The 13,568-nt window shown below is 71.6% G+C and carries 17 protein-coding genes; 4 read left to right on the top strand and 13 right to left on the bottom strand.

Going from position 1 to position 13,568, the window contains the following annotated elements; translation table 11 throughout:
• Positions 1 to 59: 59 nt before the first annotated feature.
• From H0S67_RS24600 to H0S67_RS06105, 9 genes are all read right to left on the bottom strand, one after another.
• Entirely contained in the window at positions 60 to 380 is a 321-nt protein-coding gene (locus H0S67_RS24600; protein ID WP_246355178.1) for an FAD-dependent oxidoreductase, read from the bottom strand.
• 36 nt (positions 381 to 416) lie between these two features.
• Positions 417 to 1,358: a glycosyltransferase family 2 protein gene (locus H0S67_RS06135; RefSeq protein WP_180935852.1), complete on the bottom strand. Its 942-nt coding sequence runs from the start codon at positions 1,356 to 1,358 to the stop codon at positions 417 to 419.
• A complete protein-coding gene (locus tag H0S67_RS06130; protein WP_180935851.1) occupies positions 1,355 to 2,299 on the bottom strand; it encodes a glycosyltransferase family 2 protein in 945 nt (314 codons plus the stop codon). Before H0S67_RS06130 ends, H0S67_RS06135 begins: the two co-directional genes overlap by 4 nt.
• A gap of 60 nt (positions 2,300 to 2,359) precedes the next feature.
• Positions 2,360 to 2,839, bottom strand: coding sequence for an LCP family protein (locus tag H0S67_RS26485; protein WP_281368966.1), 480 nt, complete (start codon positions 2,837 to 2,839; stop codon positions 2,360 to 2,362).
• Between the two features lie 65 nt (positions 2,840 to 2,904).
• Entirely contained in the window at positions 2,905 to 3,816 is a 912-nt protein-coding gene (locus H0S67_RS26480; protein WP_281368965.1) for an LCP family protein, read from the bottom strand.
• A 101-nt stretch (positions 3,817 to 3,917) separates the two neighbouring features.
• Positions 3,918 to 4,433: an acyl-CoA thioesterase gene (locus H0S67_RS06120; protein WP_180935850.1), complete on the bottom strand. Its 516-nt coding sequence runs from the start codon at positions 4,431 to 4,433 to the stop codon at positions 3,918 to 3,920.
• Between the two features lie 9 nt (positions 4,434 to 4,442).
• A complete protein-coding gene (locus H0S67_RS06115; RefSeq protein ID WP_219635512.1) occupies positions 4,443 to 4,829 on the bottom strand; it encodes a hypothetical protein in 387 nt (128 codons plus the stop codon).
• A 4-nt stretch (positions 4,830 to 4,833) separates the two neighbouring features.
• Positions 4,834 to 6,204, bottom strand: coding sequence for a wax ester/triacylglycerol synthase family O-acyltransferase (locus tag H0S67_RS06110; RefSeq protein ID WP_219635510.1), 1,371 nt, complete (start codon positions 6,202 to 6,204; stop codon positions 4,834 to 4,836).
• A gap of 11 nt (positions 6,205 to 6,215) precedes the next feature.
• On the bottom strand, positions 6,216 to 6,404 hold the full coding sequence (locus H0S67_RS06105; protein ID WP_180935849.1) for a hypothetical protein: 189 nt from the start codon (positions 6,402 to 6,404) through the stop codon (positions 6,216 to 6,218).
• 137 nt (positions 6,405 to 6,541) lie between these two features.
• Between H0S67_RS06105 and H0S67_RS06100 the strand changes: the two genes are divergently transcribed.
• Genes H0S67_RS06100 through H0S67_RS06085 form a run of 4 tightly spaced genes read left to right on the top strand, consistent with a single transcriptional unit; the run spans position 6,542 to position 10,064 of the window.
• The gene (locus H0S67_RS06100) at positions 6,542 to 7,480 is read left to right on the top strand and encodes a wax ester/triacylglycerol synthase domain-containing protein (RefSeq protein ID WP_180935848.1); all 939 of its coding nucleotides are present in this window, start codon (positions 6,542 to 6,544) and stop codon (positions 7,478 to 7,480) included.
• The gene (locus H0S67_RS06095; protein ID WP_180935847.1) at positions 7,426 to 7,923 is read left to right on the top strand and encodes a WS/DGAT domain-containing protein; all 498 of its coding nucleotides are present in this window, start codon (positions 7,426 to 7,428) and stop codon (positions 7,921 to 7,923) included. The genes H0S67_RS06100 and H0S67_RS06095 overlap by 55 nt, the downstream gene beginning before the upstream one ends.
• Positions 7,924 to 7,968: 45 nt before the next feature.
• A complete protein-coding gene (locus H0S67_RS06090) occupies positions 7,969 to 9,201 on the top strand; it encodes an LCP family protein (RefSeq protein ID WP_180935846.1) in 1,233 nt (410 codons plus the stop codon).
• Positions 9,198 to 10,064 (top strand): crotonase/enoyl-CoA hydratase family protein, encoded by an 867-nt coding sequence (locus tag H0S67_RS06085; RefSeq protein ID WP_180935845.1) that lies wholly within the window; start codon positions 9,198 to 9,200, stop codon positions 10,062 to 10,064. The genes H0S67_RS06090 and H0S67_RS06085 overlap by 4 nt, the downstream gene beginning before the upstream one ends.
• Before the next feature lie 19 nt (positions 10,065 to 10,083).
• Here the strand turns inward: H0S67_RS06085 and H0S67_RS06080 are convergent, their stop codons facing one another.
• The 4 genes from H0S67_RS06080 to H0S67_RS06065 form a co-directional block, all read right to left on the bottom strand.
• Positions 10,084 to 10,926: a sigma-70 family RNA polymerase sigma factor gene (locus H0S67_RS06080; RefSeq protein WP_180935844.1), complete on the bottom strand. Its 843-nt coding sequence runs from the start codon at positions 10,924 to 10,926 to the stop codon at positions 10,084 to 10,086.
• 183 nt (positions 10,927 to 11,109) lie between these two features.
• Positions 11,110 to 11,847, bottom strand: a complete 738-nt coding sequence (locus H0S67_RS06075; protein ID WP_180935843.1) for an ANTAR domain-containing protein — start codon at positions 11,845 to 11,847, stop codon at positions 11,110 to 11,112.
• Entirely contained in the window at positions 11,844 to 12,524 is a 681-nt protein-coding gene (locus H0S67_RS06070) for a GAF and ANTAR domain-containing protein (protein WP_246355177.1), read from the bottom strand. The genes H0S67_RS06075 and H0S67_RS06070 overlap by 4 nt, the downstream gene beginning before the upstream one ends.
• A 173-nt stretch (positions 12,525 to 12,697) precedes the next feature.
• Complete coding sequence (locus tag H0S67_RS06065; RefSeq protein WP_180935842.1) at positions 12,698 to 13,438, bottom strand: dienelactone hydrolase family protein; 741 nt, start codon at positions 13,436 to 13,438, stop codon at positions 12,698 to 12,700.
• Between the last annotated feature and the right edge of the window lie 130 nt (positions 13,439 to 13,568).

The raw sequence follows: 13,568 nt of genomic DNA, 5'->3' as shown, positions 1-13,568 counted from the left end.
GCTCGGCGATCAGCGCTCGCGCCTCGTCGGGGTGTGGCTCTTGCCGAAGAAGGAGTTGATCAGCGCCAGGTCATCGGCAGCGAGTAGACCTGGCCGTCGTACTGGCCGAACACCCGGTGCTGGTAGTTGGTGAACGAGGTGAAGCGGTTGACGTACTCCCAGACCTTCTCGTTGGAGGTGTGGAAGAGGTGCGCGCCGTAGACGTGCATCTCGATCCCGGTCTCGGCGTCCGCCTCGCTGTAGGCGTTGCCGCCCAGGTGGTGGCGGCGCTCGAGCACGAGGACACGCAGGCCCAGCTCGGTGGCGCACCGCTCCGCGATGGTCAGGCCGAAGAAGCCGGACCCGACGACGACGAGGTCAGGCTGGTGGTCGGAAGGCACGAAGCAAACTCCTGAAGTCGGAAGGCGGCCGTCATCCTATCGCTGCGAAGACCCGGGACCCGGCTGCCTGCGCATGCCCCGCGCCGACCCGATGGCCCGGATCACATTGCCCGCCTCGGCTCGACCACCACGCACCGGGCTGAGCCCGACGACTGCGGCGGCGATGGCGTACGGCTTGAGGCGCACCAGCGCGTTCTCGCCGTACCGGAAGTGGACGACGAAGAGGTTACGGAACATGTAGAAGCCCTTCCAACCCGCGAGGTCGTGCTGCTGGTCGAAGTCGAGCTGGCGGACCAGCACGGCGTCCCGGATCCCCCAGATCCGGAAGCCGGCCCGACGGGCCCGGACGGCGAAGTCCACGTCGTCGTAGAAGATGAAGAACGACGCGTCCGGGAGCCCGACCGCGTCCACCACCTCGCGGCGGAACATGAACCCCTCGAAGGCGATGTTGTGCAGCTCGACGCGCTCCGGCATCGCGGACCGGTCGGGGTACGTCGTGTCGACGGTGGCGCGCTTGGGCCGGATCGCCAGCGGGTTGCGCAGGTCGAAGTCGACCGCGGCCTTCTCCACCAGCCGGCCCGCCACGTCCTCGCGCACGGCCGCGACGCACGCCTCGTCCTGGGCGAGCAGCACCGCGAGGCACTCGGGGGTGGGGACGACGTCGTCGTCCATCAGCCAGATCCGGTCGTGCCCGGCCTCGTAGGCCTTCTTGACCCCGAGGTGGAAGCCGCCGGCCCCGCCGAGGTTGTCCTCGGCGTGGGTGACCCGCAGCGGGAGGTCATCGCGGTGGAGCACCTCGCGGGTGTGGTCGGTGCTGGCGTTGTCGACGACGTAGACCGCGTCCGGCGGCCGGGTCTGGGCGGCGAGGCCGTCGAGCATCCGGACGAGCAGGTCGGCCCGGTTGTAGGTGACGATCACCACAGCCACGGACTCGGGGCTTCCCGAGCCGGCGAGGGGCGAGCCGGGTCGAACGGTCATCGCAGGAACCTCTCGTGCCCGGTGAAGTCCCCGCGCAGGCCGGCGACCATGGCGGTCGCGCTGAGCCGCAGGCGAGCGACCGAGCGCCGGGTGATCGTGTAGAACCACAGCGTCTTGGCGACGAACGCGAGCGCATGGGGCCAGCCGCGGTACTCGCGCAGGTTGAGCAGGTTGTTGCGGGCCATGCAGTAGTGCTTGAGGTCGCTGGGGCTGTGGTTGTAGGTGGTGCGACCGAACATCATCGGCGTGCCAAGCTCTCCCACGCTGGGGTGGTGCACCCGGGCACCGACCACGGTCGCCACCCGGCCGCCGGCCCGCTCGGCGCGCAGGCGGTACTCGTGGTCGTCGCCCCAGATGAAGAACTCCGCACGCGGCAGACCGATCCGCTCGACCAGCTCGCGGGTGACGAGCACGCCGTTGAACGGGATCACGACGTCGCGGATCACGCCGTCGGTGGCCGCGGCCGTCACGTCCGACATCCGGTGGACGACCCGCGTGCCGCCCGGGAGGCGGATGGGGAACACCAGCCGGTCCGGGTCGGCCTCGTCCACGACGACCGGGCCCCAGAAGTCGAAGTCCGCACGCCGGGCCAGCAGGGTCTCCAGGCAGTCGGCGTCGGGCAGGCCGTCGTCGTCCATGAGCCAGGCGAGGTCGGCCCCCCGCTCCATCGCCCAGGCGAGACCGTCGTGGAAGCCGCCCGCACCGCCCTGGTTGTGGGTGAGCGTGCGTCCGAGCACGGGCGTGGCCCGTGTCGGACCCGCCTTCTCGAGCTCCGCCAGCCACGCCCCGGTGCCGTCGGTGGAGGCGTTGTCGACGACCAGGACCTCGCTCAGCCCGGGCACCTCGTGCAGCCGCTCGACGAGCCGCTGGAGCAGCTCGAGGCGATTGAACGTGACCACCACGGCGGCGACCCTGGGCGCACTCGTCGTCGGATCGGTCACGGCTCACACCCTAGGACGAGCACCTCGGCCGGACGGAAATGGGGAGGCGTTCGCCCCGGCTCAGCAGGCGTTGTCGAGGTCGTCGGCCTGGTTGGCGGCGTAGCCGCTGCTCAGCGAGCCGACCGAGCCTCCGGTGACCACCCCGTCGCCGCTGCCCGCCTTCTTGTGCGGGGCGGCCGGCTTGGGGGCGGTGCCCTCGGCGCGGTCGATGGCCTGGGTGACCTTCTTCTTGATCAGCGGGATGTCGGGATCGGCGGTGTTGATCATCGGCGGCACCAGCGAGAGCGTGGCGACCTTCTGGCTCTTCGCCTTCAGGGCCAGCGACATGAAGCGCGGGACCTCGCTCGCCGGGATGTCGGTGGAGATCATCGCCGAGCTCGCCTTGGCGATCTGCTCGAAGTGGGTCACGGCGACCTGCGGGCTGATCTGCTGCAGCATGGCGTTCATGACGCACTTCTGGCGCGCCATGCGGGAGTAGTCGTCGGAGCCGTCACGGGCACGGGCGAACCAGAGCGTGTCGTGGCCGTCGAGCTTGCGCACGCCGGGCTGGATGTAGCCCGTGACGTCGTCACCGAGGCCGCCGACCGGGATCGGCGCGCGGACGTTCAGGGTGACGCCCCGACGGCGTCCACCAGGTCCTTGAACCCCTCGAGGTTCACCATCGCCCAGTAGTTGATCTTCAGGCCGGTGATGCCCTCGATGCCCATGATGGTGGCGTCGATGCCGGGGTTCTTGGAGTGCGGGAAGAGGTCGGTGTGGTCACCGGCCCAGGTGCTGACGCCGTTCAGGTAGTCCACGTCGAAGCCGTGCGGGAACTGCTTGCGCATCACCGAGCCCTTGACGAACGGGAAGTTCGACATGTTGCGCGGCAGCGAGATCAGCACGGTGCGACCGGTGTCGGCGTCGATGCTCGCGACGGTCATCGAGTCCGGGCGCAAGCCCCAGCGGCCGGCGCCGGAGTCGCCACCGATCAGCAGCACGTTGTAGCGGCCGTCGTGGGCGCCGGTGGCGGCGCCGTTGCTGAACATGCTGAGCATGAAGTCGCGCTGCACGCCGACGATGTGGGCGCCGAAGAGCAGGCTCCCCGCCACCGAGAGGCACAGGAACCCGTTGACGCCCACGGCCGCGCGCCGGTGGTTCATGGCCAGAGTCAGCGGCTGACCGATCCGCCACGCGTCGACGAAGAGCGCGGCCCAGGCGATCGCGCCGAGCATCAGGCCGATGCGGAGGAGGCCGAGCAGCGACGGGTTGACCGCCATCTTGAAGGCCACCTGGTGCCACACCAGGCTCACGACCACCGTGAGCAGGAAGCCGACGACGAGGACGGCCCACACGCGCAGCGCGATGCGGCCGATCCTGCGGTTGCCGGCCACGAGCTGCGCGGAGCCGGGGAGGACGAGGGTCATGACCATGAGTGCCATGGCGCGCCGGAACCGGACCCGGGCCGCGCGCTCGTCGGTGCTGAAGCGGGCGGCTCTCTGGCGGTCGAGCAACCCGGGGGAAGATGCGGGTGGCATCGAGTGCCTCTCTGCTGGTGCTGCTGGGGAAGTGGTGGTGCTTCCTGCCAGTATCACCAGTCACACGGGTCACAGCCCGGTACGACGCGCCGGGGCCTCCGTCACGGCGTGGAGGCACGTCCCTTCTCGATCTCCTGGCGCTTCGACAGCCGGTGGGCGCGACGGATCTCGGCCTCGCGCATCCGGCGCACCTCGTCGGCCGTCTCGGGCTGCAGCCCGGGCACCGGGCGGGCGCGCCCGTTGGGGTCGACCGCCACGAAGACGAAGTACGCCGAGGCGACGTGCAGCGCGTGCGCGTCCGGGTCGTTCCACGGCTGGGTCTCGACCCGCACCCCGATCTCCATCGAGGAGCGGCCGGCCCAGTTGACCTGGGCGAAGGTGCGCACGATGTCGCCCACGTGCACCGGCTCGAGGAACGCCATCTCGTCCATCGCGGCGGTGACGGCGGGGCCGCCGCTGTGCCGTTGGGCGACCGCCCCCGCGGTGGAGTCGGCGAGCTTCATGATCTCGCCACCGTGGACGTTGCCGAGCAGGTTCGCCTCCCGGCCCGAGGTGATGATCGCGAGCGACACCCGCGCGTAGGAGGGCGGGAGCGCGCCGTGGGATCCGGTGGACATGCCCGCACGCTAGCGCTCCTTGGGCAGCGCCTCCTCGAGCGACCGGCGCAGCCGGTTCCACTGCCGGCTCCACCCCTGGACGGGCACGAGCGACTTCTCGAGCACCTCCAGCTGCTGGTCGAGCGCGGCGAGCTCGGCCTGCATGGCCTGGATGCTCAGCCGCTTCGCGTGCACCTCGTTGACCACGACGTCGAGCTCCGCGGTGATCGACGGCACCTGCTCCGCGAGCCGTCGCATCGAGGTGAGCATCCGGGTCACCGTGTCGGGCACGGGCGCGGGCAGGGCGCCGAGGGCGCCGCTGCCGGCGGAGGCCATCGCGTCGACGACGGCGCGGGTGCTGTCGACGAACGCGTCCACGGCCGAGTGGACCATCCCCTGCGGCGTCCGGCGCGTCACCCGGTCACCCCGCCTTCGCGAGGTGGAGCAGGGCGTCGATCTCGGCCCCGAACGCGTCGAGCAGCTCCTCGGGGTGCCCGATGGTGTCGAGGTCGACCTTGAACCCCACGTGCACGTGCCCGTCGTAGGTGAAGATGCAGGTGCCCAGGGTCTGGTTGCCCGACTCCGGCGCCCACCCCAGCATCGAGGTGATCCGCGACCCGGCGAGGTAGCGCGGTCCCTGCGGACCGGGCACGTTGGTGGTGACCCCGCTGGCCTTGTTGGCGAAGAAGTCCACCAGGTAGCGCTCGACGTCCTTGCCGGTGCGCCCGATCCCCCGGATCAGGCCGAAGGTGAGCATCGCCTCCGGGGAGTCCTTGATCGCGTCCATGCGCCGCTTCGTCTCCGCGAGCCGGGCGAACGGCGTGTCGAGCCCGGATGGCAGGGAGAAGAGCACCAGCGCGAAGCGGTTGCCCAGCTCGCGGGGCAGCGGCTCGTCCAGCGGGCGCACGTTGACCGGCACCATCGTCGGGACGTCCAGGGCGACCCCGTCGTGGGTGCGGAGGTAGGAGGAGACGGCGCCGGCCAGCGCCGCGACCAGCACGTCGTTGACGGTCGTCCCGGTCCGGTGGCCGGCGGCGATGACGTCGCGGAGCGGGATCGGGGGCGCCCAGACCGCCCGCTTGCGCACCCCGGCGGTCCCGGCGACGGCCGTGGCCGGGTTGCGGGTGAAGGTCAGCTTGGTGGCGATGCCCGTCGTCTGCCGCGTCAACGTGAAGGCGTCCTCGGCGAACGACGGCGAGAGGACGTGCGGCAGGTCCAGCAACGCGGAGCGGGCCGTGCCGGCCGCCGACCCGACCAGGTGGGCGGCCGCACCGAGGGGACCCGCGTGGCGGGACTCCCCCAGGTCGTCCTCAGCCGGTACGCCGTCCGGCTCGGCGTCGGTCATCGACAGCAGCACGCGGGTCAGCGCGATCCCGTCAGCCATGGAGTGGTGGAGTCGCGAGTACAGCGCCGAGCCGCCGTCGTACCCGTCGATGAGGTGCATCTCCCACAGCGGGCGGTCGCGCGGGAGCGGCGTGCTGATGAAGCCGTTCACGTGGTCCTGCAGCGCGCCGTCGCCGCCGGGCGGGGGAAGTGTGAACTGCCGCACGTGGGCGCCGGGGTCGAAGTCGGGCACGTCCTCCCAGTGCGGCATCGCCAGCGGCATGCGGGACGACACCGGCCGCTGCGAGAAGACCGGGAAGCGGTCGAGCACACGGGTGCGCAGCACCTCGAGGAACCGCTCCCGGTCGATGGGGTCGGCGCAGGTCATCAGGCTCTCGATCACCATCAGGTTGTTGGCCCGGTCCATGTTCAGCCAGATGGTGTCCACCGGGTCGATCGGTCTGCGCACGGTCCCTCCGTCTAGCCGGACGCGTGGTCCTGGGTCTCGTCCTCGTGCCGCTCCTCCCGCGCCTCCCGGTGCGCACGCAGGGCCTCGGCACTCATGTACTTGTTCAAGCCGGCCCACAGCCGCGCACGGTCGGCGCTGCTCCGGGTCGTGGCGGTCTCCTTGGCCTCCTGCTGCGCCCGCAGGCGCTCCAGGTCGCTCATCGTCTCTCCTCGTACGGTCGATTCCTCCCCACGCCCACCGTCCCGCCCGCGGCCGTCCACCCCACAGGGCCTTTGGGCCCACCCCGCGGTTACGTCCGCCCCGGGCGGCGTCCGGACGGTGGGCGGACGCTGGTGCGGTGGAGCGACTGACGCCGCTGGCCGACGCCTTCCTCGAGGCCGAGGACGCGGACGAGAACGCGTCGCTCGCGATCGGCTCGCTGGCGGTGTTCGAGGGGCCGGCGCCGTCGTTCGACGAGGTCGTCGAGGCCATCGGGGGGCGGCTGCCACTGATCCCGCGCTACCGGCAGAAGCTGCGACCGGTGCCGCTGAGCCTCGCCGCGCCGGCCTGGGTCGACGACCCGGACTTCGACATCCACCACCACCTGACCGAGGTGGCGGTGCCCGCGCCCGGAGGCCGCGAGGAGGTCGCGGAGCTGGTGAGCCGGCTGATGTCGACCCGGATGGACCGGGACCACCCGCTCTGGGACTACTCGTTCTGGACGGGGCTGCCCGAGGGCCGGTGGGCCCTGCTGTCGAAGGTCCACCACAGCGTGGTCGACGGGGTCTCCGGCACCGACCTCTACCAGCTCCTGCTCGACCCATCACCGACGCAGCGTCCCGCCGTCCCCGACACGTGGCAGCCCGAGCCCGAGGAGCCGATGGCCAGCTACACCGTCGAGGCGCTGCGCGAGCTGGCCTCCTCTCCCCTGCACCTCACCGGCGCGCTGGCCCGCGCCGCGCGCAGACCCCTGCGGCTGGTCCGGACGACGACCCGCAACGCCGCCGGCCTGCTGACGCTGTCGTCGGCGCTGCGACCGGTGCACGGCACCTCGCTCGCGGGCCCGCTGGAGGGCGGTCGTCGCTACACGTGGACCACGGTGCCCTTCGAGGACCTGCGCGCGGTGCGTACGGCGTACGGCGCCACCATCAACGACGTGGCGCTGGCCGCCGTCACGGGCGGGTTCCGCCGCCTGCTGCTGGCCCGCGGGGAGCCGACCGACGCCCACGCCCGCGCTCGCTGGTGCCGGTCTCGACCCGCAAGCCGGGCGAGGAGTCGATCCCGGACAACCGCGTGACCCTGATGCTGCCCTTCCTCCCCGTCGACGTCGCCGACCCGGTCGAGCGCCTGGCGTGCATCCAGCGACGGATCCGGGAGCTGCGGGGCCGGCACGAGCCGGAGGCCGGCGAGGAGATCACGACCGTGGCCGAGCTCGGGCCGTTCCCGTCGGTGGCCTGGGGCCTGCGTCTGGGGTGGCGACTGCCGCAGCACGCGATCACCACCGTCACGACCAACGTGCCCGGGCCCCGGCAGCCGCTCTACGGCCTGGGGCGCGAGCTCGTCGAGCTGCTGCCCTACGTGCCGATCGCCAACCGGGTGCGGATCGGGGTCGCGATGTTCTCCTACCGCGACGTCCTCACCTTCGGCATCACCGGCGACTTCGAGACGACAGCCGACCTGGACGTGCTGGCGACCGGCATCGCCGACTCCCTCGCAGAGCTGCTCGCTCGCGCAGCGTGAGCCGCGTGACAGCCGGACTCGGAGGCGCACGGTACCGTCCTCCGCATGGCTGAACGACCCCGCGGCAAGGGTGGCCCCGACGACGGCAGTCCCGGCTACAACTGGCTCTACGGCGGCAAGGGAACCCCGCCGCCGGACGACGCCGACGCCACCCGCGCCGTGCCCCGCCAGCCGCGCCCCGACGAGACCCGCGTCATGTCCACGGTCCCGCGCCCGGGACAGCCCCCGCGGCCCCCGGCCTCGCCACCGCGGGCACCGGCGCCCGCCAAAGGCCCCTCGCGACCGTCGCGACGGCCCCGGTTCCGCGCCCGCTGGCTGCTGATCCTGCTCCTGCTGTGGATCGTCTGGCTCGTCGCCGTGCCCTTCTTCGCCTGGTCGAAGGTCGACAAGGTCGCGTACGAGCCGAGCGGCGCCCGGCCCGCCGACCAACCCGGCACGACCTACCTGATGGTCGGCAGCGACTCGCGCGCGAACCTCTCGCCCGCGGAGCGCAAGGCGCTCCACACCGGCAACGCGTCGGGCCAGCGCACGGACACGATCATGCTGATGCACACCGGCAGCGGCCCGAACCTGCTGATGTCGATCCCGCGTGACTCGCTGGTCGACATCCCGGGTCACGGCAACACCAAGATCAACGCGGCCTACGCGTACGGGTACGCCGACGGCGGTGAGGACGGCGGCGCCCAGCTGCTCACGAAGACCATCGAGCAGAACACCGGCATCAAGATCGACGACTACGTCGAGATCGGCCTCGGCGGTGTCGTGGACATCGTGGACGCCGTCGGCGGGGTCCAGATCTGCCCGACCACCGACATGAAGGACCCGCTGGCGGGCCTCGACGTCAAGAAGGGCTGCCAGCAGGCCGACGGCCCGACGGCCCTCGCGTACGCCCGGTCGCGGCACACGTCGAACCTCGGCGACCTCGACCGCGCCAAGCACCAGCGCGAGGTCGTCTCCGCGGTCGGGCACGAGGTGATGTCGCCGTGGACGTTCATCAACCCGGTCCGGTACTGGAAGGTCGTGATGGCGATGCCGGACTCGTTCGCGTTCGGCGAGGGCGCGAGCCCGGTGCGTGCGGCCATGTGGGCATCGGCGATGACCCACGTGAACGGCGACAGCGGCCTCACCTGTGGGGTCCCGATCTCCGACCTGGCGGTGCACTGGGACCCGCAGCGGTCGAAGCAGATGTTCGACTACATCAAGCAGGACAAGACCGACGAGATCCCGAAGAGCCTGTGCACGCCGAGCGGCCTGCCGAAGAGCGTGACGGGCGGATGACCTACACGACCATCCGCTGGTCGGTCGACCCGGACGGCGTCGCCACGCTCACGCTGGACCGGCCCGACGCGCTCAACGCGTTCGACCTGACGATGGCGCGCGAGCTCGAGCGGTGCTTCCTCACCGATGCGCGCGACGACGCCGTGCGGGCCGTGGTGGTGACCGGGGCGGGGCGCGCGTTCTGCGCGGGCATGGACCTCTCGGCCGAGGGCAACGTGTTCGGGCTGGACGAGTCGGTGCGCCCGACCCCCGAGGAGCTGCGGGCGCACCTCACCGAGCCGCCCTACCAGGACGGTGTGCGGGACACCGGCGGTCGGGTGACGCTGGCGATCCACGCACTGCCCAAGCCCGTGATCGCCGCCATCAACGGCCCGGCCGTCGGGATCGGGGCCACCATGACGCTGGCCATGGACCTGCGGCTGGCCTCGACGCGCGCACGGGTCGGCTTCGTCTTCGGGCGGCTCGGCATCGTCCCGGAGGCCGCGTCGAGCTGGTTCCTGCCGCGCATCGTCGGGATCCAGCAGGCGCTGGAGTGGGTCTACTCCGCGGAGATCCTGGACGCGGAGGCCGCCCTCACCGGGCGCCTGGTGCGCTCGGTGCACGAGCCCGACGACTTGCTGCCGGCGGCGTACGCCCTGGCCCGCTCGTTCGTCGTGGACCGCTCCCCCGTCGCCCTCGGGCTGGCCAAGCGGCTGCTCTACCGGAACTCCGCCGTGGCCGACCCGCTGGAGGCGCACCTGTCGGACTCGCTGGCGATGTACTACACCTCGATCGGCGACGGCAAGGAAGGCGTGTCGGCGTTCCTCGAGAAGAGGAGGCCCGACTTCTCCGGGCGCGCCTCCGAGTTGCCCACGATCTGGTGAGGAATCCACCCGCCGCCGGTCAGGCGGCGGGCACCTGCTCCTCGAGGCGCTTGCGCAGGCGCTCGAGCAGCCGGGTCAGCAGGCGCGAGACCTGCATCTGGGTCACCCCGACCTCGGCGCCGATCTCGGCCTGCGTGCAGCCGCCGAAGAACCGCATCTCCAGGATCCGGCGCTCCCGGCGGGTGAGCCCGCGCATCACGCTCTTGAGCGCCACCCGTGCCTCGGCGCTCGCGAACGCGGGGTCCATGCCGCCGAGCCGGTCGCCGGGACCGCTCTCGCCCTCGGCGACGGGCGTGTCCAGCGACACCGGCGCGAAGCATCCGTTGGCGGCCAGGGAGTCGAGGACCAGCTCCAGGTCCACGCCGAGGTGCTCGGCGACCTCGCTGGGGCGGGGCGAGCGGCCCAGCTTCTGGTAGAGCTCGCCCTCGGCCGCGGTGATCTTGGTCTGGAGCTCCTGCACCGACCGCGGCGGCCGGATGGTCCACCCGAAGTCGCGGAAGTAGCGTCGGATCTCGCCGCGAATGGTGGGCACCGCGAAACTCAGGAAGTCGGTCCCGTGGGAGGGGTCGAACCCCTGCGCGGCCTTCACCAGGCCCAGGTTGGCCACCTGGTCCAGGTCGTCACCGGCGATCCCCCTGCCGTGGTAGCGGCGAGCGATCTCGCCGGCGACCTGCATGTTGATCCGGATGACCTCGTCGAGCAGCGCCGAGCGCTCCTCCGGCGAGTCGGCCCGGAACGCCTCGTCGAGAAGTCGGGCGGTCTCGCTGCGCCGGGTGTTGCGGGCGCTGGAGGTCGTGGTTGCCGAGGGCTCCGTGACCCCGGCTGGGCCACTCGTGTCGGTCGAAGTCGCGACGTGCACCATCAGGCAACACCTCCATTGGAGTGTCTGACGTGGCACGTTGGCTCGACCACTGCCCCGATCGTGGCACGCCGCTGACGGCCCCACAACACCCGCCGGGGTGAGGGAGCGCAGCCCCCCACGACATCGGGACCACCTCGTTGTACCCAGCCGGCGCGCGCCTAACCCTGCGATTCCCGGGATTCTTCAGGACCTCTGGGGGATACCGCCGCCCTGGACGCGGTAGATCACCGCACCGGCCACCTCCGCGAGCCGCACGTTGGCGTCGTTCGACATCTTCCGCAACGACTGGAACGCCTCGTCGGCACTGCACCCGCGCTGGGCCATCAGGATGCCCTTGGCCTGGTCGATGGTCGCCCGCGAGGTCAGGGCCTCGCGCAGCTGGTCGATCTCCTCGGCCATCGCCTCGAGGTCACGGGCAGCGATCAGGAGGGAGGCGACGACCTCGTCGCCCGTCGCGTCCTCGCCGCCCGCCGAGGGGGCTGCTGCGTCCCGTTGCGCCTCGAGCGCCCGCAGCGCCGCGGGGCGCAGGCCCGTCACGTCGTCGACGCGCAGCAGGATGCCGACGACGTCGTCGCCGTCGTGGACGGGGGAACCGACGGCCATCCAGTGGCGGGGCAGGTAGACCGGTGGCTCCCCCTGGTCGAGCACGTCGTACCGCTGGACGCCGAGGTGGTCGGGCCGACGGGTGCGCAGGACACGCTCGAAGCAGGCCGCCAGCACGGGCTGGCCGTTGACCTCGGGGTTGTCGGGGAACGCCTCGAACAGGTTGACCGAGACGAGCTGGTCCTCCGAGCGCTCGGTCACCCGGAGGTACGCCGGGTTGGCGGCGCGGATCACGTAGTCGCTGTCGAGGAGCACCGCGGGCGAGGTCAGCGCCCGGAACGCGTCGCCGCCGGCGAGCATGCGGCTGCGGTCGCTCACTCGGGGAGTCTCCGCGTGGCGATGAGCCGCTCGGCCACCACGTGCAGCTTGAGGTTGCGGTCCTGGGAGTAGCGGCGCATCACCGCGAAGGCCTGGTCGGCGTCGATCGCGAAGCGCTCCATCAAGATCCCCTGTGCCTGCCCGATCAGGCGGCGTGCGTCGATGGCACGCCACAGGTTGTCGTTGACCCGGGCCGAGGACAGGGCGACCGCGGCGTGCCGGGCGAAGATGTGCGCCACGTCGCGGTCCTCCTCGCTGAAGTGTCCCGGCCGCGTGTCGTACAGGTTCAGGCTCCCGATGGTCGTCGAGCTGGTGTACAGCCGGATGCCGAGCATGCTGCGCACCCCGTTGGCCGCCACGGCCTCCGCCCACTTGGGCCAGCGCTCATCGGTGCGGGTGTCCTCGACGAGGACGCTGTGGGCGGGGCTCGAGAGCACGTCGAGATCGGGTCCCTCGCCGAACTCGAGCTGGACGAGGTCCAGCTCGGCGACGATCGGGTCCGTCGCGGCGACCGTCTCCACCTGGCTGCGCTTGTGAACGAAGATGACGCCGGCGTACGCGCAGACGACCGCCTTCATGGCGTACTCCAGCACCCGGTCGACCGTCTCGTCGAGGGTCGGCTCGTCGTGCAGGGACAGCGCCATCGAGGCGAAGTCCTCGGCGTCCCGGCTCGTCACGAGACCCCGTCGGTCGACGACACTGCAGTGAGAAGCACGTTGCGACTATACGCACGGGCAGACGTTGGCCGGGCCAGGAGGCGATGCCGTCTCGCTGGGGACGACTCCGTTCCGGGCCCGTGGCAGTCCGGTACCCGCGGCGATCCGGGTCATGCCCCGAGATCGCAGGATCGTCACAGCGTGCGCGCGAACAGGTCGCGGAGGGCCGCGAAGTGCCGCTCCGTCGCGGCCTCGTCGTACACCGAGGTGTCGGACATGGTGTAGCCGTGCCGGGCGCCGGCGTAGACCTCGTTGGTGTGGGCGAGCCCGGCACTCACCAGCGCGTCGCCGAGCGCCGCGATCGCCTCCGGGGGCATGGAGCGATCGCCGTCCGCGTGCCCGTAGACGAACTCCGCACGGGCGCCGGCGAGACCCAGGTGCGGGCTCGAGGGGTCGTCGGTGACGAGGCCTCCCCCGTGGAACCCGCCCACGGCTGCGACGAGGTCGGGGAACAGCCCGGCGGCCCGGGTCGCGAGGCGGGCACCCATGCAGTAGCCGGTGACCCCGATCGGGCTCCGTGCGTGCTCGAGGAGGGCGGAGACCCAGCGACGGGCGTCCGCGTCGGACCTCTCCGGGGTGAGCGCCGCGACACGGTCCGCCACGCCGCCGGCGAAGAACTTCTCGCGGTTGCCCGGCACCGTCAGGTCCTCGGTCGGCGCGAGGTCGGCGGCGCGGCCGTCACGGTGGAAGACGTTCGGCGCGAGGACGACGTAGCCCCACGAGGCGATGCGGTCCGCCATCTCCTCGATGCGCGGGCGCAAGCCGATCGCGTCGATGTAGAACAGCACACCCGGGTGCTCGGCACCGTCCCCGGGGCGGGTCAGGTAGGCCTCCGCGGGGCCGTCGGCGGTCTGGATCTCGATGATCTGTCCCATGGCCGCGACGTTACCGAGGTCGCTCCCGCCGGCCCGGACTGCGCCCGGCACACCTGATCTGGACCGGCACCGCGGATCTGGGGAGTGCCGAACGGATCTTCCGCGCGACAGGGCTCCCGTGTGCACAATG

This window comes from Nocardioides ungokensis (assembly GCF_013466985.1).
In the GTDB taxonomy this organism is placed as follows: Bacteria; Actinomycetota; Actinomycetes; order Propionibacteriales; family Nocardioidaceae; genus Nocardioides; species Nocardioides ungokensis.
This window is presented reverse-complemented; position numbering and strand designations above follow the sequence as displayed.